Consider the following 24,462-nt stretch of genomic DNA (forward strand, 5'->3'; position numbering starts at 1 on the left):
GCACCATGGTCGACCTCAGCGACCTGCTCACGGACCTGGCCGACGAGTCCGCCCAGCTGGACGCCCTGGTGGCGCCCCTGCCCCTGACCGACTGGGCGAGGCCTACCCCCGCGCCGGGCTGGAGCATCGGGCATCAGATCGCCCACCTCGCCTGGACCGACCACGTCGCGCTGTTGGCCGCTACCGATCCCGAGGCGTTCTACGCAACCGTCACCGCCGCGCCGGACGTGACCCGACTCGTCGACGTCGGCGCCGAGGAATTCCTCGTCCCGCCGGCCGAGTTGCTCGCCCGCTGGCGGGCCGGGCGCACCGCGCTCGCCGACGCACTGGCGGCCGTTCCGGCCGGCGGCAAACTGCCCTGGTACGGCACCCGCATGTCGGCCACCTCGATGGCCACCGCCCGGATCATGGAGACCTGGGCACACGGCGCGGACGTGGCCGACGCACTCGACGTGGTCCGTCCCGACAGCGACCGACTCCGGCACGTGGCGCACCTGGGTGTGCGTACCCTCGGGCACGGCTTCGCCGCGCACGGCAGGGAGGCACCGACGGCGCCGGTCCGGGTCGAGTTGGTCGGGCCGGGCGGGCAGGCGTGGAGCTGGGGTCCGGCGGACGCCGCCGACCGGGTTACCGGCCCGGCTCGGGACTTCTGCCTGCTGGTCACCCAGCGCCGACACCGCGCGGACCTCGCGCTGGTCGCCACCGGGCCGGTCGCCGACGAGTGGCTCGACGTGGCGCAGGCCTTCGCCGGGCCGCCGGGTGACGGCCGGCAGCCGGCCGGCGGGATCGGGGTACGGGCATGATCCGCATCGGCAACGCCTCCGGCTTCTACGGCGACCGGTTCACCGCCTGGCGGGAGATGCTCGACGGCGGCGAGCTGGACGTGCTGACCGGTGACTACCTGGCCGAGCTGACCATGCTGATCCTCGGTCGGGACCGGCTGCGCGACCCCGATCTCGGCTACGCGAAGACGTTCCTGCGCCAGCTGGAGACGTGCCTGGGTACGGCCCTGGACCGCGGGGTGCGGATCGTGACGAACGCCGGCGGGCTGAACCCGGCCGGTCTGGCCGCCGCCATCGAGAAGCTCGCCAACCGTCTGGGCCTGTCGGCACAGGTGGGGTACGTCGAAGGCGACGCGATCCAGCGGCCCGACGCGCTCACCGCGAACGCCTACCTGGGCGCGTTCGGGATCGCCGCCTGTCTCGACGCCGGTGCCGACGTGGTGGTCACCGGCCGGGTCACCGACGCGTCGCTTGTGGTCGGCCCGGCCGTCGCCCGGTACGGGTGGGGCCGCGACGACCTCGACGAGCTGGCCGGGGCGACAGTCGCCGGGCACCTCCTGGAGTGCGGCGCCCAGGTCACCGGGGGCAACTTCAGCTTCTTCACCGAACTGCCCGACGGCGGGCACCGCCCCGGCTTCCCGATCGCCGAGGTGCACGCCGACGGTTCGTCCGTGGTCACCAAGCATCCGGGCACCGGCGGCGCGGTCACCGTGGAGACCGTCACCGCCCAACTGCTCTACGAGATCGGCGGGCCGGCCTACCTGGGGCCGGACGTGGTCACCCGGCTGGACTCGGTGACGTTGCGTCCCGACGGGCCGGACCGGGTCCGGGTCTCCCGGGTTCGGGGCACCCCGCCGCCGGCGACGCTGAAGGTGGGCGTCAACAACCTCGGCGGCTTCCGGAACTCGATGACGTTCGTCCTCTGCGGGCTGAACATCGAGGCGAAGGCGGCCCTGGTCCGGGGGCAGGTCGAGGAGGCGGTGGGCAAGGACGGGCTGGAGTTCACGCTGGCCCGGACCGACCACCCGGACGCCGCCGACACCGAGGTGGCCAGCGCCCTGCTGCACGTACACCTGCGCGACGGCGACAAGGCGCGGGCCGGGCGGGCGTTCTCGGCCGCCGCTGTGGAGCTGGCCCTGGCCTCGTACCCGGGCTGCACGTTGACCACCCTCCCGGGCGACGCGACACCGTACGGCGTCTTCACCGCCGACACCGTGCCGCAGGACGCGGTCGCGCACGTCGCGGTGCTGCCCGGTGGCCAGCGGGCGCCGATCGCTCCTCCTGTTCGCGTCGCCCCCGTCGCGGAGGACGAGCCCGCATCCGGCGGCGACGCGGCGGTCGACGGCCCGACCCGGCGCGGTCCGCTCGGCGAGGTGGTCGGCGCGCGCTCGGGCGACAAGGGCGGGGACGCCAACCTCGGTGTCTGGGCGCGGTCGGAGGCCGGGTACGCGTGGCTGCGCGCCTGGTTGACGGTCGAGCGGCTCGCCGAGCTGCTGCCGGAGACGGCGTCGCTGTCGGTGCGGCGCTACGAGCTGCCGAACCTGCGCGCGGTCAACTTCGTGATCGAGGGCCTGCTCGGGGCCGGGGTCGCCGCTTCCATCCGGTTCGATCCGCAGGCCAAGGCCCTCGGCGAACTGCTGCGCGCCCGGATCGTCGACCTTCCCGCCGGAGTGCACCCATGAGCATCGTGGACACTCCCGAACGGCGGCAACTGCGCGAGCTGACCCGCGCGTTCGTGACCCGGGAGGTGCTGCCGCACCTGGACGACTGGGAGCGGGCCGGCGAGGTGCCCCGCGCCCTGCACGCGACCGCCGCGAAGCTCGGCCTGCTCGGCATCGGCTTTCCCGAGTCGGTCGGTGGCAGCGGCGGCGACCTGCTCGACTCGATCATCGTGACCGAGGAGGTGATCCGCTCCGGCGGCTCGTCCGGCCTGGTCGCGGCCCTGTTCACGCACGGCATCGCGTTGCCGCACATGGTCGCCGCGGCCGGCGCCCGCACCGGCGGGTCGCTGGGCGGCCGGCTCGGCGGCGCACCGCCGCCCGCCGACGACGGCCTCATCGAGCGGTACGTCCGGCCCACCCTCGCCGGCACGATGATCGGCGCGCTGGCGATCACCGAGCCGGACGGCGGCTCCGACGTGGCCGGCATCCGCACGACAGCCCGGCGCGACGGCGACCACTACGTGGTGAACGGGTCGAAGACGTACATCACCAGTGGACATCGGGCCGACTTCGTGACCACTGCGGTGTGCACCGACTTCCCCGGCAGCGGGGAGCTGACCCTGCTCGTCATCGACAAGGGGTCGCCCGGGTTCACCGTGGGGCGCCGGCTGGAGAAGCTGGGCTGGCACTGCTCGGACACCGCCGAGCTGTCCTTCGCGGACGTGCGGGTGCCGGTGGCCAACCGGATCGGCGCGGAGAACACCGGCTTCCTGGCGATCATGCAGCACTTCGCCGCCGAGCGACTGTCGCTGGCGACCCAGGCGTACGCGACAGCGCAGCGCTGCGTCGAGCTGGCGGTGCGCTGGTGCCGGGACCGGGAGACCTTCGGGCGTCCGCTTGCCAGCCGGCAGTTGGTCCGGCACCGACTGGCCGAGATGCACACCCGCGCCGAGGCGGCCCGGTCGTACGTGCACGAGGTGGCCGTCCGGGTGGCCGCGGGCGAGCCGGTGGTGACCGAGGTGGCGATGGCGAAGAACGTCGCGGTGGCCGCCTGCGACCAGGTCGTCGACCAAGCGTTGCAACTGCACGGTGGCTTCGGCTACCTGCGTGACGCCGAGGTGGAGCGGCACTACCGCGATGCCCGGATCCTCGGCATCGGCGGCGGCACCACCGAGATCATGAACGAGATCATCGCGAAGGGTATGGGCCTGTGAGCACCCTGAACAGCGCGATCGACCCGGCGGCACCGGGGTACGTGGCGAACCGGGCGGCGTTGCGGGAGCGGCTGGCCGAGCTGGACGCCGCGCTGGACCAGGCCCGGGCGGGCGGCGGCGAGAAGTACGTGGCCCGGCACCACAAGCGCGGCAAGCTGCTCCCCCGGGAGCGGATCGAGCTGCTGGTGGACGCGGACAGCCCGTTCCTGGAGTTGTCGCCGGTCGCCGCGTACGGCACCGACTTCCCGGTCGGGGCCAGCGTGGTCACCGGCATCGGGGTGGTCGAGGGCGTGGAGTGCCTGATCGTCGCCAACGACCCGACGGTACGTGGCGGCGCGGTCAACCCGTGGTCCCTCGCCAAGACCCGGCGGGCCGGTGAGATCGCCCTGGCCAACCGGCTGCCGATGGTCAACCTCGTCGAGTCGGCCGGGGCGGACCTGCCCACCCAGGCGGAGATCTTCATTCCCGGTGGTCGGGTGTTCCGTGACCTCACTCGACTCTCGGCGGCCGGCATCCCCACGGTGAGCGTGGTCTTCGGCAACGCCACGGCCGGTGGCGCGTACGTGCCGGGGATGTCCGACCACGTGATCATGATCAGGGACCGGTCACAGGTCTACCTGGCCGGGCCGCCGCTGGTGAAGATGGCGACCGGCGAGGTCACCGACGACGAGTCGCTGGGCGGCGCGGCGATGCACGCCGCCACGTCCGGGCTCGCCGACTACCTGGCCGCCGACGAGCGGGACGGCATCCGGCTGGCCCGGCAGTGCGTCCGCCGGTTGAACTGGCGCAAGCAGGGTCCGGCGCCGCGTACGGCGGTGCCGCAGCCGCCGAAGTACGACCCGGAGGAGCTGCTCGGCATCGTCAGCTCCGATCTGAAGGTGCCGTTCGACCCGCGCGAGGTGCTGGCCCGGATCCTGGACGGCAGCGACTTCGACGAGTTCAAGCCGGCGTACGGGGACGCGCTGGTCACCGGCTGGGGCGAGCTGCACGGGTACCCGGTGGGGGTGCTGGCGAACGCCCGGGGCGTGCTGTTCAGCGCGGAGGCGCAGAAGGCGGCCCAGTTCATCCAGCTCGCGAACGCGTCCGACACCCCGTTGGTCTTCCTGCAGAACACCACCGGCTACATGGTCGGCACCGAGTACGAGCAGCGCGGCATCATCAAGCACGGCGCACTGATGATCAATGCGGTGTCCAACTCGACGGTGCCGCACCTGACGGTCAACCTGGGCGCCTCGTACGGGGCCGGCAACTACGGCATGTGCGGCCGGGCGTACGAGCCGAGGTTCCTGTTCACCTGGCCGAACGCCAAGTCGGCGGTGATGGGCCCGGCGCAGCTCGCCGGGGTGTTGTCGATCGTGGCCCGGCAGGCGGCCGCCGCCCGGGGGCGTGACTACGACGAGGAGTCGGACGCGGCGATGCGGATGATGGTCGAGCAGCAGATCGAGTCGCAGTCCGGCGCGCTGTTCCTCTCCGGTCGGCTCTACGACGACGGGGTGATCGACCCCCGGGACACCCGTACCGTCCTCGGGCTCTGCCTCTCGGCGATCCACAACGGACCGGTGAAGGGCGCCGACGGTTTCGGCGTCTTCCGGATGTAGCCCGTGAGCGCGAGGAACGCAGCGAAGCGGAGTCCCGCAGTCGCGAACGAGAGGCAGGCTCAGCGCCGATGATTCGGAAATTGCTCGTGGCCAACCGCGGGGAGATCGCCCGTCGGGTCTTCGCGACCTGCCGGGCGCTCGGCGTGCAGACCGTCGCCGTGCACTCCGACGCGGACGCCGACGCGCCGTTCGTGGCCGAGGCCGACCAGGCGGTGCGGTTGCCCGGTGACACGCCTGTCGAGACGTACCTGCGGGTCGAGAGGATCCTGGACGCGGCCCGGCGCAGCGGCGCGGACGCCGTCCACCCGGGTTACGGCTTTCTGGCCGAGAACGCCGAGTTCGCGGCGGCGGTGGCCGACGCGGGGCTGACCTGGGTCGGGCCGCCGGCCAAGGTGATCGCCGCGATGGGCGACAAGCTCGCGGCGAAGGCCCTGCTCGCCGAGGCGGGCGTGCCGATGCTGCCGAGCTGGACCGACACCGGCGAGGTCACGGACTTCCCGGTGCTGGTGAAGGCGTCCGCCGGTGGCGGCGGACGGGGCATGCGGGTCGTCCGGGACGCCGCCGGGCTTTCCGAGGCCGTCGCCTCCGCGCGCCGCGAGGCGGCTGCCGCGTTCGGTGACGGCACGGTCTTCATCGAGCGGTACGTCGAGCGCGGCCGGCACGTCGAGGTGCAGATCTTCGGCGACACCCACGGGACGGTGGTAGCTCTCGGCGAGCGGGACTGCTCGATCCAGCGGCGGCACCAGAAGATCGTCGAGGAGACTCCGGCGGTCGTCGATCCGGAGCTGCGGGCCCGCCTGCACGAGGCGGCGGTGGCGGCCGGCCGTGCCGTCGACTACGTGGGCGCGGGCACCGTGGAGTTCCTGCTCGCGCCGACCGGGGAGTTCTTCTTCCTGGAGATGAACACCCGTCTCCAGGTCGAGCACCCGGTCACCGAGGCGGTCACCGGGCTGGACCTGGTCCGGTGGCAACTGCTCGTCGCCGAGGGCGAGCCGCTGCCGCTCGGGACCACCCCGCCGGTCGACGGCCACGCGATCGAGGTTCGCCTCTGCGCCGAGGACCCGGCCCAGGGTTTCCGCCCGGCCACCGGCACCCTGCACCGGTTCGCCGTCCCCGGCGCGTCTGGCGGGTTCGCGCCCACGAAGGGGCTGCGACTCGACTCCGGCGTGGTGGACGGCTCGACGGTAGGCGTGCACTACGACTCGATGCTGGCCAAGGTGGTCGCCTGGGCGCCGACCCGCGCCGAGGCCGCGCGCGCCCTCGCCGGCGCGTTGGCCCGCGCCGAGATCCACGGCGTCACCACCAACCGGGACCTGCTGGTCCGGGTGCTGCGCAGCCCGGAGTTCGGTGCGGCACGAATCGACACCGGCTTCCTCGACAGGCATCCGGAGGTGTTCGCGCCCCTGCTCCCCGCCGACCGGCTCCCGCTGGCCGCCCTCGCGGCGGCGCTCGCCTCGGCCGCCGCGCGTCGCGCCGACGCCCGGGTGCTGGCCGGCCTGCCGTCGGGGTGGCGCAACGTGCCGGCCGTCGCGCAGGTCAGCCGCTTCACCGGCCCGGACGGCGAGATCGAGGTCCGCTACCGACTGGACCGCACGGGCGGGCTCGCCGAGTGGTCCGCCGCCCACAGCGCCGCCGACTCCACCGACCGCAGCGCCGCCGGCCCTGACGCTGAACGGTCTGTCGCGCTGGTCGAGGCCGCCCCGGCCCGGGTGGTGCTCGACGTCGACGGGGTGCGGCAGGCGTTCCGCGTACACCGTGCGGGGTCGGAGGTCTTCGTGGACGGCCCGGACGGGGCGGCGAGCCTCGTCGAGCTGCCGCGTCTCCCGCTGCCCACCGCGGCGGTGGCGGCCGGGTCGCTGCTCGCGCCGCTGCCCGGCGCGGTGACCCGGGTGCACGTCCAGGTCGGCCAGCGGGTCACGGCCGGCGATCCACTGCTCACGCTGGAAGCGATGAAGCTGGAACATCAGGTGCTGGCCCCGACCGACGGCGTGGTCACCGAGCTGCCGGTGCCGGCCGGCGGTCAGGTGCGGACGGGCGCGGTGCTGGCCGTCATCGACGGCTCCCCCGCAGCCGGCGACCCGACGCCGTCGAATCCCGAGGAGGACCCCCGATGACCTTCGACCTCACCCCCGAGCAGGACCAGTTGCGCGACGCCGTGCGGGCGCTCGGCCGCCGGTACGGCCACGGCTACTTCGTCGAGAAGGCGAAGGCCGGTGAGCACACCACCGAGCTGTGGGCGGAGGCCGGACGGCTCGGCTATCTGGGGGTCAACATCCCCACCGAGTACGGCGGCGGGGGCGGCGGCATCACCGAGCTGGCCATCGTCTGCGAGGAGTTGGCGGCGGCGGGGTGCCCGCTGCTGCTGCTGGTGGTCTCCCCCGCCATCGCGGCGACGGTGCTCGCCCGGCACGGCACCGAGGAGCAGCGCAAACGGCACCTGCCCGGCCTCGCGGACGGCTCGGCGAAGATCGTCTTCGCGATCACCGAGCCGGAGGCCGGTTCGAACTTCCACCGCCTCGGCACGGTGGCCCGCCGCGACGGCGACGACTGGGTGCTGAACGGCCGCAAGTGCTACATCTCCGGGGTCGACGAGGCCGGTCACGTGCTGGTGGTGGCGCGTGTCGCCGTCAATGACGGCCCAGCTGGTTCAGCGGATACGTCTCCGCAGAAGCTCAAGCCGGCGCTGTTCCTGGTGCCGACCGACGCGGCCGGGCTGACCCGGTCCAAGCTGGACATGGAGATCGTGTCTCCGGAGAACCAGTTCCTGCTCTACCTGGACGACGTGCGGGTGCCCGCCGACGCACTGCTCGGTGAGTCGCTGGACGCCGGGCTGCCGGCGCTCTTCGCCGGGCTCAACCCGGAGCGCATCACGGTGGCGGCGATGGGCGCGGGCACCGGCCGGTACGCCATCGAGCGGGCCAGCGGGTACACCGCCACCCGCAAGGTGTGGGGTGGCCGCAGCATCGGTTCGCACCAGGGGGTGTCGCATCCCCTCGCGCACGCGGCGGTGCAGGTGGAACTGGCCCGCCTCATGATCCAGAAGGCGGCCACCCTGTACGACGCCGGCCGTGACCTGGAGGCCGGGGTGGCCGGCAACATGGCCAAGTACGCGGCCGGGGAAGCCGCCGCGCTCGCCGTGGACACCGCCGTCCAGGCCCTCGGCGGGGCGGGCATGACCACCGAGTACGGGGTGGCCACCCTGCTCGGCGCGGTCCGGGCCGGCCGGATCGCCCCGGTCAGCCGGGAGATGATCCTCAACTTCGTCGCCCAGCACGTCCTCGGCCAGGACAAGTCCTACTGAGGCCGCCGACCGTCCGGCCCGGCCTGCCCGGCCCGGTGATCGACACCGGTTTCCTTGAACCCGGGGTGTCCAAGGCCCATCGATGCCCCGACTTCATGGAACCGGTGTCGATCACCTGCGGTCTGTTCCCTGGCTACGCCCGCTGCGGGCGCGAATGCTCGCGGTGGTGCAGGATCGCCACGGCCACCGCGAAGAGCACGACGGGTGCCAACACCAACGTCGACCACTGCGCCCCGGTGAGCGCGTCGGGGACACCGTCGTGGCTGGAGTGCTCCAGGAACGTCCCGGTGGTCTTGAGCCCCACCCGGGTGAGCAGCAGCGTGACGCCCACCGGGACGACGAGCGCGAGCAGGCGCAGCCGGAGCACCGTCGGCGTCGACAGGATGACGAGGGCGAAGAGCAGGTATCCCGCGGTCAGCAGGATCGCCTCGACCCGGCCGACACCGACCGTGAAGATCCACGTGCCGTAGATGGGCGACGTAGAGTCGTCGGCGCCGGTCAGCATGGCGACGCTCGGAGCACCGACGCTTACCACCGTCGCCGCCGCGAGTGTGCCGAGCCGCCAGCGGGCGAGGACAGCCGTGGCGGAACGGGAAGCGCGGACGGCGAGTGCCAGCGGGACCATCGCGGCGAGCACGGCGGGCCAGAGGTTGCGGACAGTCGAATACTGCCCGTATGCCTCGGCGACCCGAACCACCTCGTACGCCGCACCGCCGACGGCGATCGCAGCCGCCGCCCGCCCCCGCCCGAGTGCGGCGAACACCGCGACGACGAGCCAGAGCGCCGCCAGGGGACCACCCGGCCAGAGGACGAACGGCTCACCGATCCCGTCCGGATAGCTCTGCGCGTACATGCTGAGGTGCAGAACCGGAACGCGCGCGGCGTGCACGAACAACAGCAGCGCGGCGATCAGGCCCAGCACCTGCGCCGCGTCCCGCCACGCCTCGACCGAGAACCGGGCGCCGACCTGGCGTACGTGCGCCCGAACCGCCCCACCGAGCAGGGCGGACACGTCTCGGGCCAGGGGTCTGCGCTGGCCCGGCGCGGCGTCGTCAAGCAACACCCCGATCATCTCGTCCTCGTACTGCCGGCGGTACGCGCGCGGATAGCAGCCCAGCAGCAACCGGTAGACCTGGTGCAACGTCACGCGGCACCGCCTTCGACGATGAGGCCGGCACGGCGCAGCCGCACGCTCGCCGCGTCGGCGTTGCTGCGCAGGCGCGCCGACTCCTCGGCCAGGCGTTGCACGCCGGCGGCGGTCAGTCGGTAGTACCGCCGCAACCTGGACTGCACCTGCTCCTCGCGTTCAACGTCGATGAGGCCCTCGGTACGCAGCCGGTCCAGCGCCGCGTAGAGGGTGCCGGCGCGCAGGTCGACGCGCCCGTCGGAGATCCGGCGGACCTCGTCGAGGACGGCGTATCCGTGCCGTGGGGCCTCGACGAGCGCGGTGAGGATCAGATAGGTCGATTCGTGCAGGGAAGCCTTCGCCATCGCCGCAGTATATACAGTCAGAATGTATATGCGGAACGGCCGCCCTCGCGGGATCAGTGGGGGATTCGGCAGGCGGCGTCGATGCGGTGGACCGGGCGGACGCGGCGGCCCATCCCCTCCAGCAGCGAGTCCTCGATGTGGAAGTCGTGGATCCGCAGCCGGTGCCGGGGCAGCTCCTCCTCGGTCGGGCAGAGCACCTGCGCGCGGACGAGGTCGACCGGTACGTATCGGACCCCACCCCGTTCCTGCAGGATCACCATGTTGACGTCGTCGGTGGTCACCACGTGCCCCCGGACGTCCTCGGTCGGGCCGTTCTCGGCGCCCACCGTGGTCACGGTGAGCGGGAGCACCGGGGTGCTGATCACCGGCAGCGCGGCCCAGACCAGCATGGCCAGCACCGCCACCTCGGTCAGCGACGCCAGCGGCCGAATCACCATCCCCGGCAGCGGTCCCGCGATGAACAGGGCCAGCAGCGGAGGCACCACGATGAGCACCAGCACCAGGCGCTCACTGCCCTGCTCCACCGCGTCGCGCAGGGTGGGCAGCATCAGCCAGCCATACCCGGCGAGCAGCGCGGCGATCGCCGACAACCGGGGTAGGACCCACTCGTGCAGGCGGTCCGGACGGAGCTGGAACGCGGCAGCGAACGCCGGCAGCAGCAGCGGCAGGTAGAGCAGCGGCCAGGTGAGCAGGGCGAGCAGGAAACTCGCCACCACGACCCAGGCCGGGGTGAGGTCCGCCCAACGGGCGAAGAGCGGGCGGCGAAGAGTGCCCGGCGGCAACCGGTCCACGCTCACGGCCAGCACCGCGCCGAGCGCGAAGACGGCGACCAGCCCGGTGGAGAGCAGCCGGGCCGCGGTGGTCAGAAACCCGGCGAGCAGGTTGACCGGGCCGACGTTCGCGACCAGCAGCAGCGTGGTCTGGAGCTCCCCGCCCGCCTCCACGCCGAGTCGCAGCACCGAGAAGATCGCCGGCACGCCCACGACGGCCGTCCAGAACGACTGGCTGGCCCGCGCCCGCCGCTCCGCCGGGTCCCACCGCACCGGCACCTGCTCGACGTCGGCGACCGGTACCGCCGGCTCGGCGCGCGGCACCCCGGTCGGCCACCCGGCAGCGTCCACCTCGACGTGGTCGGTCGGCACGGACGCGCGGGGCGGGGGCACCGGGCCGTCGGCGCTCGCGTCACCGGTGGCGGTCGGCGCGGTGCTCACCGCCGGGGCGCCTTGTCGTCGAAGTCGACAAGCTTCGGCACCTCCAGTGGCTGGGGCTGGCTCTTCTCGGCGCGCAGCCACGGGCCCAGCGTCCGGTTGTACGCCGTCAGCCACGGGCTGGCCTGCCCGTCGCGGCCCTGCTGGTAGCTCTTCTGCAGGAAGTAGGCCACCAGGTCACGCAGCGCCGGATCACCGATCGGCACGCCGATGCCCAGCAACTCGCTCGTGCCGAAGGGCAGGTCGACGATCTCGAACTCCTTGGGGTACGTGGCCAGGAAGCCCGCGAGGATCGTCTCGTCCGAGCTGACCGCGTCGTACCGGCCGGCCCGGATGCCGGCCACGCAGTCCCACACGTCCTTCACCACCAGCGCCTTGACCTGGCGCTTCTCCAGCTCGCCCTCGGTGGTGGAGCCCCCGGTGGTGCAGACCTTGTAGGCCGGGTCGCGCAGGTCCTCGAGGGTGCGGATCTTGTCCTTCAGCCGGACCGGCACCAGCACCTCCTGGGTGGTGACGAAGTACGGCCCGGCGAAGCTGACCAGCTTCTTGCGCTCCTCGGTCATCGAGAAACTGGACACCACCAGGTCGACGGTGCCGCCCTGCAGGTACGGGATCCGGTCCTCGGTGGCCGCCGACACGAACTCCAACTGCTGCTCGCCCTCGTAGCCGAGGGAAGCGGCGATGTACCGACCGATCTCGACGTCGAAGCCGACGTGCTGGCCGTTGCGGAGGTCACCCATCAACGGCTCGTTGGTGGCGACGCCGATGCGCAGCTTCGACTGCCCGTAGATGTGCGACTCGCGCATCTTCTCCTGCACCGTCGGCAGGTCCGGCTCCTTGCGACTGTCACAGCCGGCGGCGGCGGCCAGGGTGAGGGTCAGCGCGACCGCAAGCGTCGTCGCGACCGAGCGGAGCCGGGACTGGGAACTAAATACGTTCATGGGCGACCTCGCTGACGGAGCAGCCTGCGGAACACCGAGAGTAGCGAGTCCGGTCCACTGTGTGTGCACGCCCACTCGGCCCTTTCGATCAACGCCGATCGGCGCGGCGGATCGCCTCTGCGGTTGACAGCGGGCCCGACCACGACATGCTGGAGGGGTGAGACGACTGTCCAGGATCGATGCGCGGATGGTGGCGGCGGTCGCCGCGTCGGGAGCCGTCGCGCTGCTGGCCCTGCTTGTCGTTCTGCGCCGGCAGGACCTTCTCGGTGTGGTCCTCGCACTGCTCTGCGTGCTGCTGGCCATGGTCGCCGCGGTCGCCGTGTCCGCCGCCCGCCAGCGTGCCGAACCGGAGCCGCCGGACCAACCGCACGCCACCGCGCCGCCGGACCTGATGCCGTACGGGATCGACGCGGACACGCTCGACGCCCTGGACAGCAGGGACGCGTTGCGGGCGGTGCGGGACCGGGGACGGGCGCGCGGCGGGTTCAGCGACCGGTGAGAGTGGGCGCGGTGAGCGCGTCGACGCCCCGCCCCGCCAGGCACCGGTAGACCCGGTCGACATTGCCGTCCACCGGCGGCAACACCTCCAGGTGCCAGCCGACCGGCTCGGTGATCTCCGTGGTCACCCGGAACGTCGTGGCGCTGCACACCTGCCGTACCGGCTCGGCGGCGATCACCTCGTCGTAGTCCGCGCCGACGAGCGGCACCGGCAGGATGCCCTCGGCGTACGTCTCCCAGGTGTGCCGGCCGTCGCAGGGGACCCTTGCCGCCTCGGCGCGGGCACCCCGGATGCGCACCGGGCCGAAGCACTCCAGCTCGGGCAGGCACCGGGCCCCGCTGGGCAGCGCTGTCGGTGCGCCGGCGCCGGACGCGCAGCCGGGCAGCGGCCCGGTCGCCGGCGCCGCGACCTGAGTCACCGAGGGGGACGGGTCGGGCGGCGGGCCACTGCTCGCCACCCAGGCGCCGGTGGTGGCCGACGCGGCGAGCGCCAGCACCCCCGCACCGCCGAAAAACCAGCGCCGCCGCCAGCGCCGGCCGCCGGGAACGCTGGGGCGGGTGTCCTCGACCGCGGGGCGGGGCACCGGCTGACCGGTGCCGTACAGGCCGGACCGGCTGGGGCCGCCACTGACCGGAGAGCCACCGACCGGGGCGCCGCTGATCGGGGCACCGCCGGTCGGAACGCCGCTCACCGGGGCGGCCGGCGATCCGAACGGCAGGTTGGCGAGCAGGTCGTGCAGTTCGAGGGCGGAGGGCCGCTCGGCCGGGTCGTTGGCCATGCCGAGGCGCAGCACGTCGATCAGCTCGTCCGGTACGCCCGGCAGGCCGGGAAGCGGCTGGTTGAACATCTCCAGCACGGTCACCAGGCTGGGATTGCGCTCCGACTGCCACCGGGGCGGCCGGCCGTGCATCACCGCGTAGAGGGTGGCGCAGAGCGCGTAGACGTCGACGGCCGGGGACGGCGGGCTGTGGCTGAACATCTCCGGCGGCGCGTACGCCGGGGTGAGCACCTCCAGGGTGACCGAGGCGTCTCGCGCCTCGGCCAGCACGGCGAGCCCGAAGTCGGCAAGCACCGCCGAGTTGAAGTGCGAGTAGAGGATGTTCGCGGGTTTCACGTCGCGATGCAGCACCCCGGCCCCGTGCGAGTGCGCCAACGCGTCCGCGATCTTGATGCCGAGATCGCGGGCCTCCACCGGGCCGAGCGGCGAGCTGCGCATCCGCTCGGCGTACGACCCGTCACAGAGTTCCATGATCAGGTACGGGTGCTGGTCGACGGTGACGCCGACGTCGAAGAGGTCCACCACGTGCGGGTGCGACGACATCCGGCCGGCGGCCCGCGCCTCGCGCAGGAACCGGGCCTGGTCGCGCTCGCTGTCCAGCGTCCGGTTCTCCACCTTGACGGCGACCTCGCGGCCGACCGAGATCTGGGTGGCCTGGTAGACGGTGGCGTAACCGCCACGGGCAAAGACCCGCAAATCAGTCAGACCGGGCACGATCGGCACCGGCAAGCCGCCGGTCGGGGTGTCGGTCACCGGTCGAAAATACCCAACCCTGCCGGCGGCTCAGCGCGCCGCGTCCGCCGGAGCGGCACCGGCCGCGCCGGGTGCCTCTCCGGTGCCTCCCGATCGGCCGGCATCGGCCGACGTGGAGGCGGAGGAAGCGGAGGCCGAATCAGCGGGAGCGGAAGCAGCGGACGCGGGAGCGGGAGCCGAGGCGGGAGCAACGGTGGCGGACGCGGGAGCCGAGGCAGCGAGAGGTGCGGCCCGGCGGCTGTTGTCCACGCGCAGGCCGATCGCTGTCGCCACGGCGCCCAGGCCTTCCCAGGCGGCCACGCCGAAGAACCGGTCGGGGGCGATGTCGGCAAGCACGGCGATGCTGAACACGGTGAAGGTGACCAGCCGGAAGACCACCGTGAACCGGTAGAACGCCCGCCACTCGGTGACCGTGGCGAGCAGGTAGTAGACGCCCATGTTGAACGACGCCATCGAGGACGCCAGCACGAACGTGCCGGTGTAGTCACCAGCGCCACGCGTCGCCGGCACCTCGAACCCGAGCATGCGTAGCTGCGCCTCCGGCCAGAGCAACCCGAGCGCGCCCATCACCAGCGCCAGTACGCCGAAGACCGCGATGGTCCAGCCCGCGACGGAACGCGGCAGCTTCATGATGGCCTCCCCAGGCACGGCGACGGTCACCACTGTGGACCACCGCGCGGTGGTGACACGCTAGCCCCTCACCCCGACCACCACATCCCCAGAACCGCCAAAACCCCCCACCCCCACCCCCACCGCGTTGATCATGAAGTTATTGCCACCGACACCGGCGTGTCGGCGCAATAACTTCATGATCAACGGGTCGAGGGGCCCGGGGGCCCGGGGGCGAGAAAGGGGGGCGGGCTTCAGGACGGGGTCAGGCGGGTTTGGAGGGCTTTGGCCGCTGCTCGTTCACTGCGTTGTTCGGTGGCGTACGCGAGGCGGACCGCCTCGTCGGCGCAGGAGCGGGCCTCGGCCGAGTGGCCGCAGGCCGCCAGCGCCTCGGCGAGCACGCTCGCCGCGATCACCTGACTGCGCACGTCCTCGGCGGGCGCGGTGACCGCCCGTCGGGCCCAGTCCAGCGCCTGCTCCCGCTGACCGTGGGCGAGCAGCGCCGACGCGTACCGGGCCATGGTCTGGCGGCGGGAGAAGAGCAGCGACGGCGCGTGGGCGGCGGCCGTCGCCACCGGGGCGAGCAGCCCGACCGCGGTAGCCGGGTCACCGGCGGCCAGCCGGGCGGTGGCCAGCAGCACCCGGGGCGCGACCTGCGCAGGCGCCTGCGGGTTGTGCGGTTCGACTGTCGTCAGCACCGCTCGGGCGGCCCGCTCGGCGGTCTCGTGGTCGCCCATGTCGAGCGCCACGAAGCCGCGCAGCGTGCCTGCCATACCGGTGAGCAGCGGGTGTGAGGTCTGCTCGGCGTACACCAGGGCGTCGGTGAGCAGGTCGGCCGCGTGCTCGGGCTCGCCCAGCCCGCGCGCCACGACGGCCCGGACGACAAGCGCGAAACCGCGCCCCCAGTCGTCGGACGCGGCGGCGAACTCGCGGTACGCCCGACGGGCCTCCCGGTCCGCCTCGGCCAACTCGCCCAGCTCGGCGGTGGCGAACGCCGCGACCGCGCGTAGCGTGCCCACCGCCCACGCCTCGCCGACCCGCTCGCCGAAGGGCAGGAAGACCTGCGCCATCCGGCACGCCTCCCGCAGCCGGCCGGCGAGCAGCCGGGCGAACGCGGTGGTGCCCCGCAGCCAGGCCCGCCCGTACGGGTCCTTGAGTTCGGCGAAGAGCCGGGCGGCCCGGCCGAGGACCGCGTCGGTGCCGGCGAAGTCACCCCGGGTGGTGGTCACCCAGGCCAGGTTCTGCAGCGACCAGGCCTGCCCACGCCGATCCTGCGCGCTGAGGCTGACCTGGTAGGCGGCGGCCAGCCGGCTGCTCGCCTGGCTGAGCCGACCGGCCACGAAGTCGCCCATGCCGAGCCGACGCATGGCGGACGCGCGCAGCGTGGGCAGCCCGCCGGCCTTGGCCACCTGCAACGCCTCCTGCCAGGCGGCCTCCGCCCGGCCCTGGTCGCCGAGGGTCTGCTGGGCCTGCCCGGCGAGCAGCAGGGCGCTGGCCCGGGTGGTGTCGTCCCCGGCGTTCGCGGCGATCTTCTCGGCGAAGGCGAGCGCGTCGACGACCCGACCGATCTGCAGCAGCGCACGGGCGTGCACCACCCGGTCGATAGCCGGTATCCCGTCGCGGGCCAGCTCGCTGGCGCGCTCGGCGTACTCGATGGCGAGCGTGGGTTCCCCGGCGGACAGCGACCGGCGGGCGGCCCGGCCGAGCGCGGCGATCCCGAGCGGGACCACGGCGCGGGCCGGCGCGTCCGGTCGTAGTTTCACCGCGTCGGCGAGCGTGGCGGCCCGCTGGACGTGCGTGGCGACGAAGTCGTCGCGTGCCTCCTCGGTGAACCCGCCCACGGCGACGGCCGTGGCCCCGTCGACGGGCGCCGCCCAACGGGCCAGCGCGGCGTGCCGCTCGGCCAGTTCGGCCTTGCTCACCCCGGCGTACGCGGCCTCCCGCATCAGCGGGGTGGCGAACGCGTAACCGGCGCGGGTGCGATGCAGCATGCGGCGTTGCAGCAGCTCCTCGACGGCCCGGTCGAACTCCACGGCGACCACCGCCGACGGCCTGCCGTCGCGGCCGGCCCGCTGCTCACGCAGCGCCTCCAGGGCGCCGGTCGGCACCGTGTCACCGACCACCGCAGCGTCCCGCAGGACGGAACGGGCGTCCGGTGGCAGCGCGTCGATGCGGGCGGCGAGGACGGCCGCGAGGTCCCGGGAGAGCAGCCGGCTGCCCAGGGAACCGGGCACGAGGCGCCAGCCGGCAGGCGTGCCCGGGTCTCGGTCGGCGGACGCCTGCCGCTCCGCGGTCAGCGCGCCGCGTTCGATCAGCAGGGTGACCAGCTCGGCCAGGTAGAACGGGTTGCCCTGGGCGGTGGCGAGCAGCCGGTCCGCGTCGGCCGCCGGCAGCTTTCCCCCGCCGAGGTAGCTGGTGAGCAGCCGGGCGGCGTCGGCACCCCGCAGCGGCGGCAGGGAGTGCACCTCGGCGTCCGCGACGCGGGTCAGCGTGCCGGCGGTGCGGACCAGCTCGGGGCGGCCGAGCAGCAGCACCAGCACCGGGCCGGTGAGTCGGGACAGGGTCAGCCCGAGCGCGCGGATGGTCTCGGGGGTGGCGTCGTGCAGGTCGTCCACCACGATCACCAGCGGCGCCTCCGAGGCGAGCCCGCTGAGCAGGTCCGCGACGGCGTTCGGCACCGCCTCGGCATCGGCGGGCGGGGCGGCCGCGCTGCCCCACTCACCGTTGTCGGGGCCGGCGTGCACGGGCAGTTCGGCGTAGCCGAGCAGGGCGAGCAGTTGGTCGGTGGCGATCGGGGGCGTCTCGCCGGCGGAGCGGGCGAGACGCTGACCGAGCCGGCGCAGCCGCTCGTCCACGGCCGGCCGGGTCAGCGCGGTCGCCGCGTCGCTGGGCAGACCGACCGCGGCACGGACCAGGTCGGCCAGCGGCGCGAGCCGGCGCCGCTCACCGAAGGCGGCGCAGCGCACCGAGAGCACCCGGGCACCGGTGTGCGCGGCGTACCGGCCGGCGCCCACGTCGTACCCGGCGGCGAGGCGCTCGACCTCGGCGGCGAACCGGGACTTGCCGATGCCCGCCTCGGCGGTCATCAGCAGCACCCGCGGGTCACCCTGGTCGATCACCTCGGCGAGTCGACCGGCGACCCGGCCGATCTCGGTCTCCCGGCCCACGTAGGGCGCCTCGTCGCCGAGACCCGAGCGGGTGCCCGGCGCGTCCAGCAGGCCCAGCAGCTCGTACGCCTCGACCGGCTCACGCTTGCCCTTGAGCCGCAGCGGCCGCAGCGCCCGCCAGGAGGCGACGTGCCGGGTGGCGGCGGCGGTACGCGCGCCGGCGTAGATGGCACCGACCGCAGCAGCGTCGGAGAAGCGCGCGGCGGTGTTCACCGTGTCGCCGATGACCGTGTATTCGATCGCGGCCTGGATGCCCGCGATGACGTCGCCGGTGTTCAGGCCGACCCGCAGGCCGAGCGGCGCGCCGCCGCCCCGCTCGTCGTCGAGCACCCGGCGGACGGCCCGTTGCATGGACAGGGCGGCCCGGACGGCCCGTTCGGCGTCGTCCTCGTGCGCCACCGGCGCCCCGAAGACCGCCATGATCCCGTCACCGGTCAGCTTGTCGACGTGCCCGCCGAAGGTCTTCACCGCGCCGGCCAGGGCCGCGAGCACCCGGTCGGTGACGGCTCCGACCCGTTCCGGGTCGAGGTCCTCCGACCAGGAGGTGAATTCGGAGAGGTCCCCGAAGAGCACTGTGACGACCCGGCGCTCGGCCGCCGGCAACGTGGCGGCGGCCGGCAGCGCGGAACCGCAGTTGTGGCAGAACCGTGCGCCGGGGACAGCGACAGTTCCGCACACCGGGCAGGTCACATGTGCTCCAACCCACTGACCCCCGGCGCAGATTCCCCGGTGTCGACGCCCAGATACTCCAACTGGGCACGGACCGACCATTCCGCCGCCCACCAGAGTGAGCGGTCCACGTCGGCATAGACGGCCGCGACCACGGCCGCGGGTGTCCGCGCCCCGGCGGCGACCGCCGCCCGGACCTGGTCGAGCCGGGCCCGGCGGTGGGCGAGGTAGAAGGTGGCGGCCGCGGCGCAGTCGGCAAGCGCCGGGCCGTGGCCGGGCAGCGCCGGAATTCCGGAGTACGCGGACAGCAGCTCCAGGCTGCTCAGGTAGTCGCCGAGGTGCCCGTCGGGGTGGGCCACCACGGTGGTGCCCCGGCCGAGGATGGTGTCACCGGTGAGCACCGCCCGCTCGCCGCCGTGCTCGACCAGGAAGCAGACCGAGTCGGCGGTGTGCCCCGGCGTGTCCAGCAGTCGGATGTCCAGGCCGAAGCCGTCCAGGTGCGCATCGGTCAGGGGCGTACCGCCGACGGCGTGCGCCGGGTCGACGGCGAGCACGTGCGCCCCGCCGAGCAGCTCGCTGAGCCGGGCGGCGCCCTCGGTGTGGTCGGCGTGGCCGTGCGTGATCAGGATCAGCCCGATCGGGCCGTGCGCGGCGATCGCCGTCAGGTGCCCCTCGTCGGCCGGCCCGGGGTCGACGACCACCGCCGGCTCACCCGGCGCCGCGCGCAGCAGCCAGGTGTTGGTGCCGTCGAGGGTCATCGGGCCGGGGTTCGGCGCCCGCAGCAGCGTCACCCAGCTCGGCAACCTGTCGGCAGGCGCCGCAGTCGCCCCCGTCACGTGCCCGTTCATGGCTGCGATCGTACGACCCCGCCCGCCACGGCCCGCGATCATGCACGTCCAGCCCCTGATTCGTCCCCGTTCAGGGCTTTCCTCCGGGCCGGCGGCGCACGATCGCGGGACGTGGCGATGCGGTCAGGCGACCTCGACGATCAGTTCGATCTCCACCGGGGCGTCCAGGGGCAGTTCGGCCACCCCGACGGCGCTGCGGGCGTGGCGGCCGGCCTCGCCGAAGACGGTGCCGAACAGGTCGGAGGCACCGTTGATCACGGCGGGCTGACCGATGAACCCGGGGGCCGAGGCCACGAACCCGGTCAGCTTGACCACCTTGACCACGTTCTCCAGGCCGACGAGCGAGTCGACGGCCGCCAGCGCGTTGAGCGCACACCGCTGGGCCAGGTCCTTCGCCTGCTCGGCGGAGATGCCGGCGCCGACCTTGCCGGTCGCCAGCAGCTTGCCCTCGGCGATCGGCAGCTGGCCGGAGACGTACACGTGCTGCCCGGACTGCACGGCCGGCACGTAGCTGGCCACCGGCGGCACCACGTCGGGCAGTTCGAGGCCCAGCTCGGCGAGCTTCGCGTGGGGACCGTTACTCATCGCGTCACCCCTTCGGTCGCGACTGCGGGGCTCCGCTGCGCTGCACTCCTCGCGCTCACGCCTTGGGCCGCTTCAGGTACGCCACCAGCTGGTCCGGGTTGGGGCCGGGGACCACGGCGACGAGCTCCCACCCGTCCTCACCCCAGTTGTCGAGGATCTGCTTGGTCGCGTGGACCAGCAGAGGGACCGTGGAGTATTCCCACTTCTGCATCGCTGGAGGGCTCCCTCGTGGTGCGGACTTCGTCGGGCACAGCCTACGGTCCGCTGGCCGGACGAGGCGCGGGACGCTGCTCGGGCGCGGCCGGCAGCTCTCCGCAGGGCCCCTCGTGCTCGTACCCCTGGGGGCAGCGCGACCGGTCGGGCAGCAGCAGGTCGCAGAAGACCCGGTGGCGGTTGTTCTGGTCGTCGGCGTTGGACACGGTGGTCTCGCCGGCGTCCAGCTCCGGCAGGAAGCCCAGCGACTCCGCGACCCGACCGGCAAGCGCGGTCGCCGAGGCCAGGTCGGGAACCCGGATCGGCAGGTGGATGACGAACCCGGGCTCGTCGTCGTCCCGCAGCCGCTCGACGGGCCGGGTCGACACCCGGATCACCTCCGGGGGCTCCGGAACCCGACGGTACGAACGCTCGTTGATGGGCAGGCTGCCGAACGGCCCGCCGGCCACTTCTCCCACTGACCCGGACCGGCGTTGCCTGTCGTTTGTCGGAAACTGGGTGCGAGGGATGTTGTCCGCGTCGCGCATGAACTGCCTCCGGTCGTACCTCTCGGATCACGCTTCCGGCTCGGACCATTCATCCGTTCCGGCCCCCCGCACCGGACGAAGGTAGGTCCCCGGAGGCGGTCTCGCCAACAGGACGCGCACGATCAGTCACCGAGAGTCACATATGTGACAGATGGCGGGTAGGAATCCCGACTGCGAGTCTTTCCGCCGTCGGGATGATGCGCCCGGTGCCACGCACTGTGCGGTAGGGGCGACACCGAACGGACTGTCGGCCGCTACCCTTCCGGTCGGACGGTCGCACAGCGCCCGGCCGCCCGCTCGATCTCGCTCGGCGCCAGGGGTGGCGGCCGGGCGCCGCACCCCCGGGGGAACGAGATGACCCAACCGCCCAGCGGCGACCAGGCCGGCCCGCGCGCTCTTCCGTCGGCGTCCCCGGATCCCGCAGGTCAGCCCGGCACGCCGGCCATCCCCGGCCAGCCCGGTCCGACGGCCTCCGGCCAGCCCGGTCCGACGGCCTCCGGCCAGCCCGGTCCGACGGCCTCCGGCCAGCCCGGTCCGACGGCCTCCGGCCAGCCGGTCCCCGGGCAGTCCGAGCCGACGACCTCCCCGGTGGAGTCCGACGCGCCGACCGTCCAGGAGCGGCCCGGCTCGACGACCGCCACCCAACCCGGCCCGGCCGCCCAGCCCGCCCTTCCGGGCCCGGCCGTCCCGTCCGGCCCGCCGGCCGCTTCCACCCCCGCCGCCCCGTACGGCCCGCCCACCGCTTCCGGCCCCGCCGCACAGCCTGGTCAGCTCGCCCTTCCCGGGCAGCCCGCGCCGGGGACGCTCCCCGCGCAGCCGGGCGTGCCGACCCAGCCGGGTGCGCCCGCCGGCGTCCCGCAGACCGAAGACCCGGCCGGCACGCCTGCGGCTCCCGGCGCCCCGGGCACCATCCCGCCACCGCCGCCCGGCTACCCGCCGTACCCGGGCACCGTCGAGCCGAAGAAGAAGCGCGGCCTGCTGATCGCGGCCATCGCGCTGGTCGTGATCATGGTGCTCTGCGTGGGCGCCGGCGTCGTGGCGTTCCTGACCCTGCGCAACGCCGAGTCCGGCGAGGGCGCGAAGGAGCCGGCGGTCGCCGTCGACGAGTTCCTCACCGCCGTCTACAAGGACCGGGACGCGAAGAAGGCCGCCAATCACGTCTGCGCCGCCTCCCGGGACGACAAGAAGATCGCGGCGAAGGTGGCCGAGGTGCAGAAGTATGCGTCCGAGTACCAGAACCCCCGGTTCAAGTGGACCACCCCGAAGGTCGACAACCAGACCGGCGACCGGGCCACCGTCTCCACCCACATCACGATGACCACCGCCGACGAGAAGGTGGCCGACCAGGACCTGCGCTTCACTGTGGTGCAGAAGACGGGTTGGTGGGTCTGCGAGGTCGCCTGACCCGCAAGCCTGGATAGGCTCGACGGGTGCGTGCAGCTGAGCGGCCGTCCGACCCGGCCGGTACCGGATGGTCGGCCCGCCTCCACGTGGTGACCGGCAAGGGAGGCACCGGCAAGACCAGCGTCGCGGCGGCGCTGGCCCTGGCGCTGGCCGCCGGTGGCCGGCGCACCCTGCTGGTGGAGGTCGAGGGCCGGCAGGGCATCGCCCAGCTCTTCGGCATCGAACCGCTGCCGTACGAGGAGCGACACCTCGCCGACGCGCCGGACGGCGGAGAGGTGCGCGCGCTCGCGGTGGACGCCGAGGAGGCGTTGCTCGAGTACCTGGACATGTTCTACAAGCTGGGTGCGGCGGGCCGGGCCCTGCGCAAGCTCGGCGCCATCGACTTCGCCACGACCATCGCCCCGGGTCTGCGTGACGTGCTGCTCACCGGCAAGGTGAAGGAGGCCACCACCCGCACCTCGGGGCAGCGGCGCGCGTACGACGCGGTGGTGCTGGACGCGCCGCCCACCGGTCGGATCGGCCGCTTCCTCAACGTCACGGCCGAGACGGCGCGGCTCGCCAAGGTCGGCCCGATCAAGACCCAGAGCGAGGGGGTCTCCGCGCTGCTGCGCTCCCCGATGACTGCCGTCCACGTGGTCACGCTGCTGGAGGAGATGCCGGTGCAGGAGACGGTGGACGCCATCGCCGACCTGACCTCGCTCGGCTTCGGCATCGGGAAGGTGATCGTCAACGGCGCCCGACCCGCGCTGCCCGCCGGCCCGGCGGTCACCGCCGCGGAACTCCAGCGCGGCCTGGTCGCCGCCGGGCTGCCGGCCGATCGGGACATCGTGGCCGGATTGCACGACGAGGCGCGGGACCAGCTCATCCGGCGCGAACTGGAGGATTCGCTCCGCGCCGACCTGGTGGAGTTGGGGCTGCCGATGATCGAGCTGCCGTTGCTGCCCGACGGGGTGGACCGGGCGGGCCTGTCGACACTGGCCCGGGCCCTCGTCAGCGCCGATTGACTCACACCTGAGCTCAGCACGGGCGCATGGACCGACGCGGCCCGATACGCTCGATTGGTGCCTTCCGAAGACGCGGCGCCGCAGCTGGACGTCGACCAGATCCTCGCCGACCCCGGCGTGCGGATCGTCGTGTGCTGCGGTGCCGGCGGGGTGGGTAAGACGACCACGGCCGCGGCGCTGGCGCTGCGGGCCGCCGAGCAGCACGGCCGGCGCACGGTGGTGCTCACCATCGACCCGGCCCGCCGGCTGGCCCAGTCACTGGGCCTGACCGAGCTGGACAACACACCCCGTCAGGTCAAGGGGATCGACGTCGAGGCCAGCGGCGGTGAGCTGCACGCCATGATGCTGGACATGAAGCGCACCTTCGACGACGTGGTGCTCCAGCACACCGACCCGACGAAGGCCGCGGAGATCTTCGCGAACCCGTTCTACCAGGCCATGAGTTCGACGTTCGCCGGCACGCAGGAATACATGGCGATGGAGAAGCTGGGCCAGCTGCACGCCCGGGGCGAGTGGGACCTGATCGTGGTGGACACTCCGCCCTCCCGCTCGGCGCTTGATTTCCTTGACGCGCCGGCCCGACTGTCCCGGTTCCTCGACGGCCGGATGCTGCGCCTGCTGCTGGCACCTGCGCGCAGCGGCGGGCGGAGCATGTTCAACCTGGTCACGGCCTCGTTCGGGATGTTCTCGAAGGTGGTCCAGAAGGTGCTCGGCGCACAGTTGCTCACCGACCTGTCCGGCTTCGTGGCCGCGCTCGACTCGATGTTCGGGGGCTTCCGGCAGCGGGCCGAGCAGACGTACCGCATCCTGCAGGCGCGGGAGACGGCCTTCGTGCTTGTCGCGGCGCCGGAGCCGGACGCGGTCCGGGAGGCCGCCTACTTCGCGAGCCGGCTGCGGGAGGAGAAGATGCCGCTGGCCGGCCTGGTCCTCAACCGGGTGCACCGGCCGGTGGTTCCGCAGCTGGACGCCGAGCAGAGTGGGGCCGCCGCGGAGCGGCTGGCCGAGCTGGGTGGGCACGAGGCCACCGCCGACGTGCTGCGGGCGCACGCGGCGCTGGCCCGTCAGGCGGTACGCGAGCAGCAGGTCGCCGCGCGGTTCACCGAGGCGTTCCCGGCGGTGCCGGCGGTGTCGGTGACGGCGCAACCCGCCGACGTGCACGACGTCGACGGGCTGCGGACGATCGGCGCGGCGATCAGCCGGTCGTGACCGG

20 protein-coding genes and 1 pseudogene are annotated in these 24,462 nt (G+C 73.4%); 10 read left to right on the top strand and 11 right to left on the bottom strand.

The window, feature by feature from the left end; translation table 11 throughout:
* The first annotated feature begins 5 nt into the window (after window positions 1-5).
* The 6 genes from MILUP08_RS33040 to MILUP08_RS33065 all read left to right on the top strand — a co-directional run bounded on the left by MILUP08_RS33040 (window position 6) and on the right by MILUP08_RS33065 (window position 8,556).
* Window positions 6-803, top strand: a complete 798-nt coding sequence (locus MILUP08_RS33040; protein WP_007466166.1) for a TIGR03084 family metal-binding protein — start codon at window positions 6-8, stop codon at window positions 801-803.
* Complete coding sequence (locus MILUP08_RS33045) at window positions 800-2,464, top strand: acyclic terpene utilization AtuA family protein (RefSeq protein WP_007466167.1); 1,665 nt, start codon at window positions 800-802, stop codon at window positions 2,462-2,464. The genes MILUP08_RS33040 and MILUP08_RS33045 overlap by 4 nt, the downstream gene beginning before the upstream one ends.
* The gene (locus MILUP08_RS33050) at window positions 2,461-3,657 is read left to right on the top strand and encodes an acyl-CoA dehydrogenase family protein (protein WP_007466168.1); all 1,197 of its coding nucleotides are present in this window, start codon (window positions 2,461-2,463) and stop codon (window positions 3,655-3,657) included. Before MILUP08_RS33045 ends, MILUP08_RS33050 begins: the two co-directional genes overlap by 4 nt.
* Complete coding sequence (locus MILUP08_RS33055; RefSeq protein WP_007466169.1) at window positions 3,654-5,255, top strand: acyl-CoA carboxylase subunit beta; 1,602 nt, start codon at window positions 3,654-3,656, stop codon at window positions 5,253-5,255. The genes MILUP08_RS33050 and MILUP08_RS33055 overlap by 4 nt, the downstream gene beginning before the upstream one ends.
* A gap of 68 nt (window positions 5,256-5,323) precedes the next feature.
* Window positions 5,324-7,369, top strand: coding sequence for an acetyl/propionyl/methylcrotonyl-CoA carboxylase subunit alpha (locus MILUP08_RS33060; protein ID WP_007466171.1), 2,046 nt, complete (start codon window positions 5,324-5,326; stop codon window positions 7,367-7,369).
* Window positions 7,366-8,556, top strand: a complete 1,191-nt coding sequence (locus tag MILUP08_RS33065; protein ID WP_007466173.1) for an acyl-CoA dehydrogenase family protein — start codon at window positions 7,366-7,368, stop codon at window positions 8,554-8,556. Before MILUP08_RS33060 ends, MILUP08_RS33065 begins: the two co-directional genes overlap by 4 nt.
* A 133-nt stretch (window positions 8,557-8,689) precedes the next feature.
* On the opposite strand, the gene MILUP08_RS33070 is transcribed toward MILUP08_RS33065, so the two are convergent.
* The 4 genes from MILUP08_RS33070 to MILUP08_RS33085 are packed head-to-tail and all read right to left on the bottom strand — an operon-like array spanning window position 8,690 to window position 12,196.
* Entirely contained in the window at window positions 8,690-9,703 is a 1,014-nt protein-coding gene (locus MILUP08_RS33070) for a hypothetical protein (protein ID WP_007466175.1), read from the bottom strand.
* The gene (locus tag MILUP08_RS33075) at window positions 9,700-10,047 is read right to left on the bottom strand and encodes a PadR family transcriptional regulator (protein ID WP_007466177.1); all 348 of its coding nucleotides are present in this window, start codon (window positions 10,045-10,047) and stop codon (window positions 9,700-9,702) included. The genes MILUP08_RS33070 and MILUP08_RS33075 overlap by 4 nt, the downstream gene beginning before the upstream one ends.
* A 53-nt stretch (window positions 10,048-10,100) precedes the next feature.
* On the bottom strand, window positions 10,101-11,258 hold the full coding sequence (locus MILUP08_RS33080; RefSeq protein ID WP_007466179.1) for a hypothetical protein: 1,158 nt from the start codon (window positions 11,256-11,258) through the stop codon (window positions 10,101-10,103).
* A complete protein-coding gene (locus tag MILUP08_RS33085; RefSeq protein WP_007466182.1) occupies window positions 11,255-12,196 on the bottom strand; it encodes a transporter substrate-binding domain-containing protein in 942 nt (313 codons plus the stop codon). The genes MILUP08_RS33080 and MILUP08_RS33085 overlap by 4 nt, the downstream gene beginning before the upstream one ends.
* Window positions 12,197-12,353: 157 nt before the next feature.
* On the opposite strand from MILUP08_RS33085, the gene MILUP08_RS33090 reads away from it, so the two are divergent.
* A complete protein-coding gene (locus MILUP08_RS33090) occupies window positions 12,354-12,695 on the top strand; it encodes a hypothetical protein (RefSeq protein ID WP_144057053.1) in 342 nt (113 codons plus the stop codon).
* On the opposite strand, the gene MILUP08_RS33095 is transcribed toward MILUP08_RS33090, so the two are convergent.
* The 7 genes and pseudogenes from MILUP08_RS33095 to MILUP08_RS33120 form a co-directional block, all read right to left on the bottom strand.
* Entirely contained in the window at window positions 12,682-14,226 is a 1,545-nt protein-coding gene (locus tag MILUP08_RS33095) for a serine/threonine-protein kinase (RefSeq protein WP_007466186.1), read from the bottom strand. The genes MILUP08_RS33090 and MILUP08_RS33095 overlap by 14 nt on opposite strands.
* 177 nt (window positions 14,227-14,403) lie before the next feature.
* A pseudogene (locus tag MILUP08_RS33100) lies at window positions 14,404-14,856 on the bottom strand (hypothetical protein); the annotation flags it as partial.
* A gap of 233 nt (window positions 14,857-15,089) precedes the next feature.
* Window positions 15,090-18,692, bottom strand: coding sequence for an adenylate/guanylate cyclase domain-containing protein (locus tag MILUP08_RS33105; protein ID WP_007466192.1), 3,603 nt, complete (start codon window positions 18,690-18,692; stop codon window positions 15,090-15,092).
* The gene (locus tag MILUP08_RS33110) at window positions 18,689-19,519 is read right to left on the bottom strand and encodes an MBL fold metallo-hydrolase (protein WP_039907076.1); all 831 of its coding nucleotides are present in this window, start codon (window positions 19,517-19,519) and stop codon (window positions 18,689-18,691) included. The genes MILUP08_RS33105 and MILUP08_RS33110 overlap by 4 nt, the downstream gene beginning before the upstream one ends.
* A gap of 123 nt (window positions 19,520-19,642) precedes the next feature.
* On the bottom strand, window positions 19,643-20,104 hold the full coding sequence (locus tag MILUP08_RS33115) for a RidA family protein (protein ID WP_007466196.1): 462 nt from the start codon (window positions 20,102-20,104) through the stop codon (window positions 19,643-19,645).
* A 55-nt stretch (window positions 20,105-20,159) separates the two neighbouring features.
* Window positions 20,160-20,315, bottom strand: coding sequence for a Sp36 family protein (locus MILUP08_RS36220; protein WP_007466198.1), 156 nt, complete (start codon window positions 20,313-20,315; stop codon window positions 20,160-20,162).
* Window positions 20,316-20,358: 43 nt separating this feature from the next.
* Complete coding sequence (locus MILUP08_RS33120; protein WP_007466200.1) at window positions 20,359-20,844, bottom strand: hypothetical protein; 486 nt, start codon at window positions 20,842-20,844, stop codon at window positions 20,359-20,361.
* Between the two features lie 822 nt (window positions 20,845-21,666).
* Between MILUP08_RS33120 and MILUP08_RS33130 the strand changes: the two genes are divergently transcribed.
* Genes MILUP08_RS33130 through bagB form a run of 3 tightly spaced genes read left to right on the top strand, consistent with a single transcriptional unit; the run spans window position 21,667 to window position 24,458 of the window.
* Window positions 21,667-22,248, top strand: a complete 582-nt coding sequence (locus MILUP08_RS33130; protein WP_051066103.1) for an Rv0361 family membrane protein — start codon at window positions 21,667-21,669, stop codon at window positions 22,246-22,248.
* Between the two features lie 26 nt (window positions 22,249-22,274).
* Window positions 22,275-23,252 (top strand): ATPase BagA, encoded by a 978-nt coding sequence (gene bagA / locus MILUP08_RS33135; RefSeq protein ID WP_007466205.1) that lies wholly within the window; start codon window positions 22,275-22,277, stop codon window positions 23,250-23,252.
* Window positions 23,253-23,306: 54 nt separating this feature from the next.
* Window positions 23,307-24,458 (top strand): ArsA family ATPase, encoded by a 1,152-nt coding sequence (bagB, locus tag MILUP08_RS33140; RefSeq protein WP_167626077.1) that lies wholly within the window; start codon window positions 23,307-23,309, stop codon window positions 24,456-24,458.
* Window positions 24,459-24,462 lie beyond the last annotated feature (4 nt).

This window comes from Micromonospora lupini str. Lupac 08, from assembly GCF_000297395.2.
Taxonomy (GTDB): domain Bacteria; phylum Actinomycetota; class Actinomycetes; order Mycobacteriales; family Micromonosporaceae; genus Micromonospora; species Micromonospora lupini.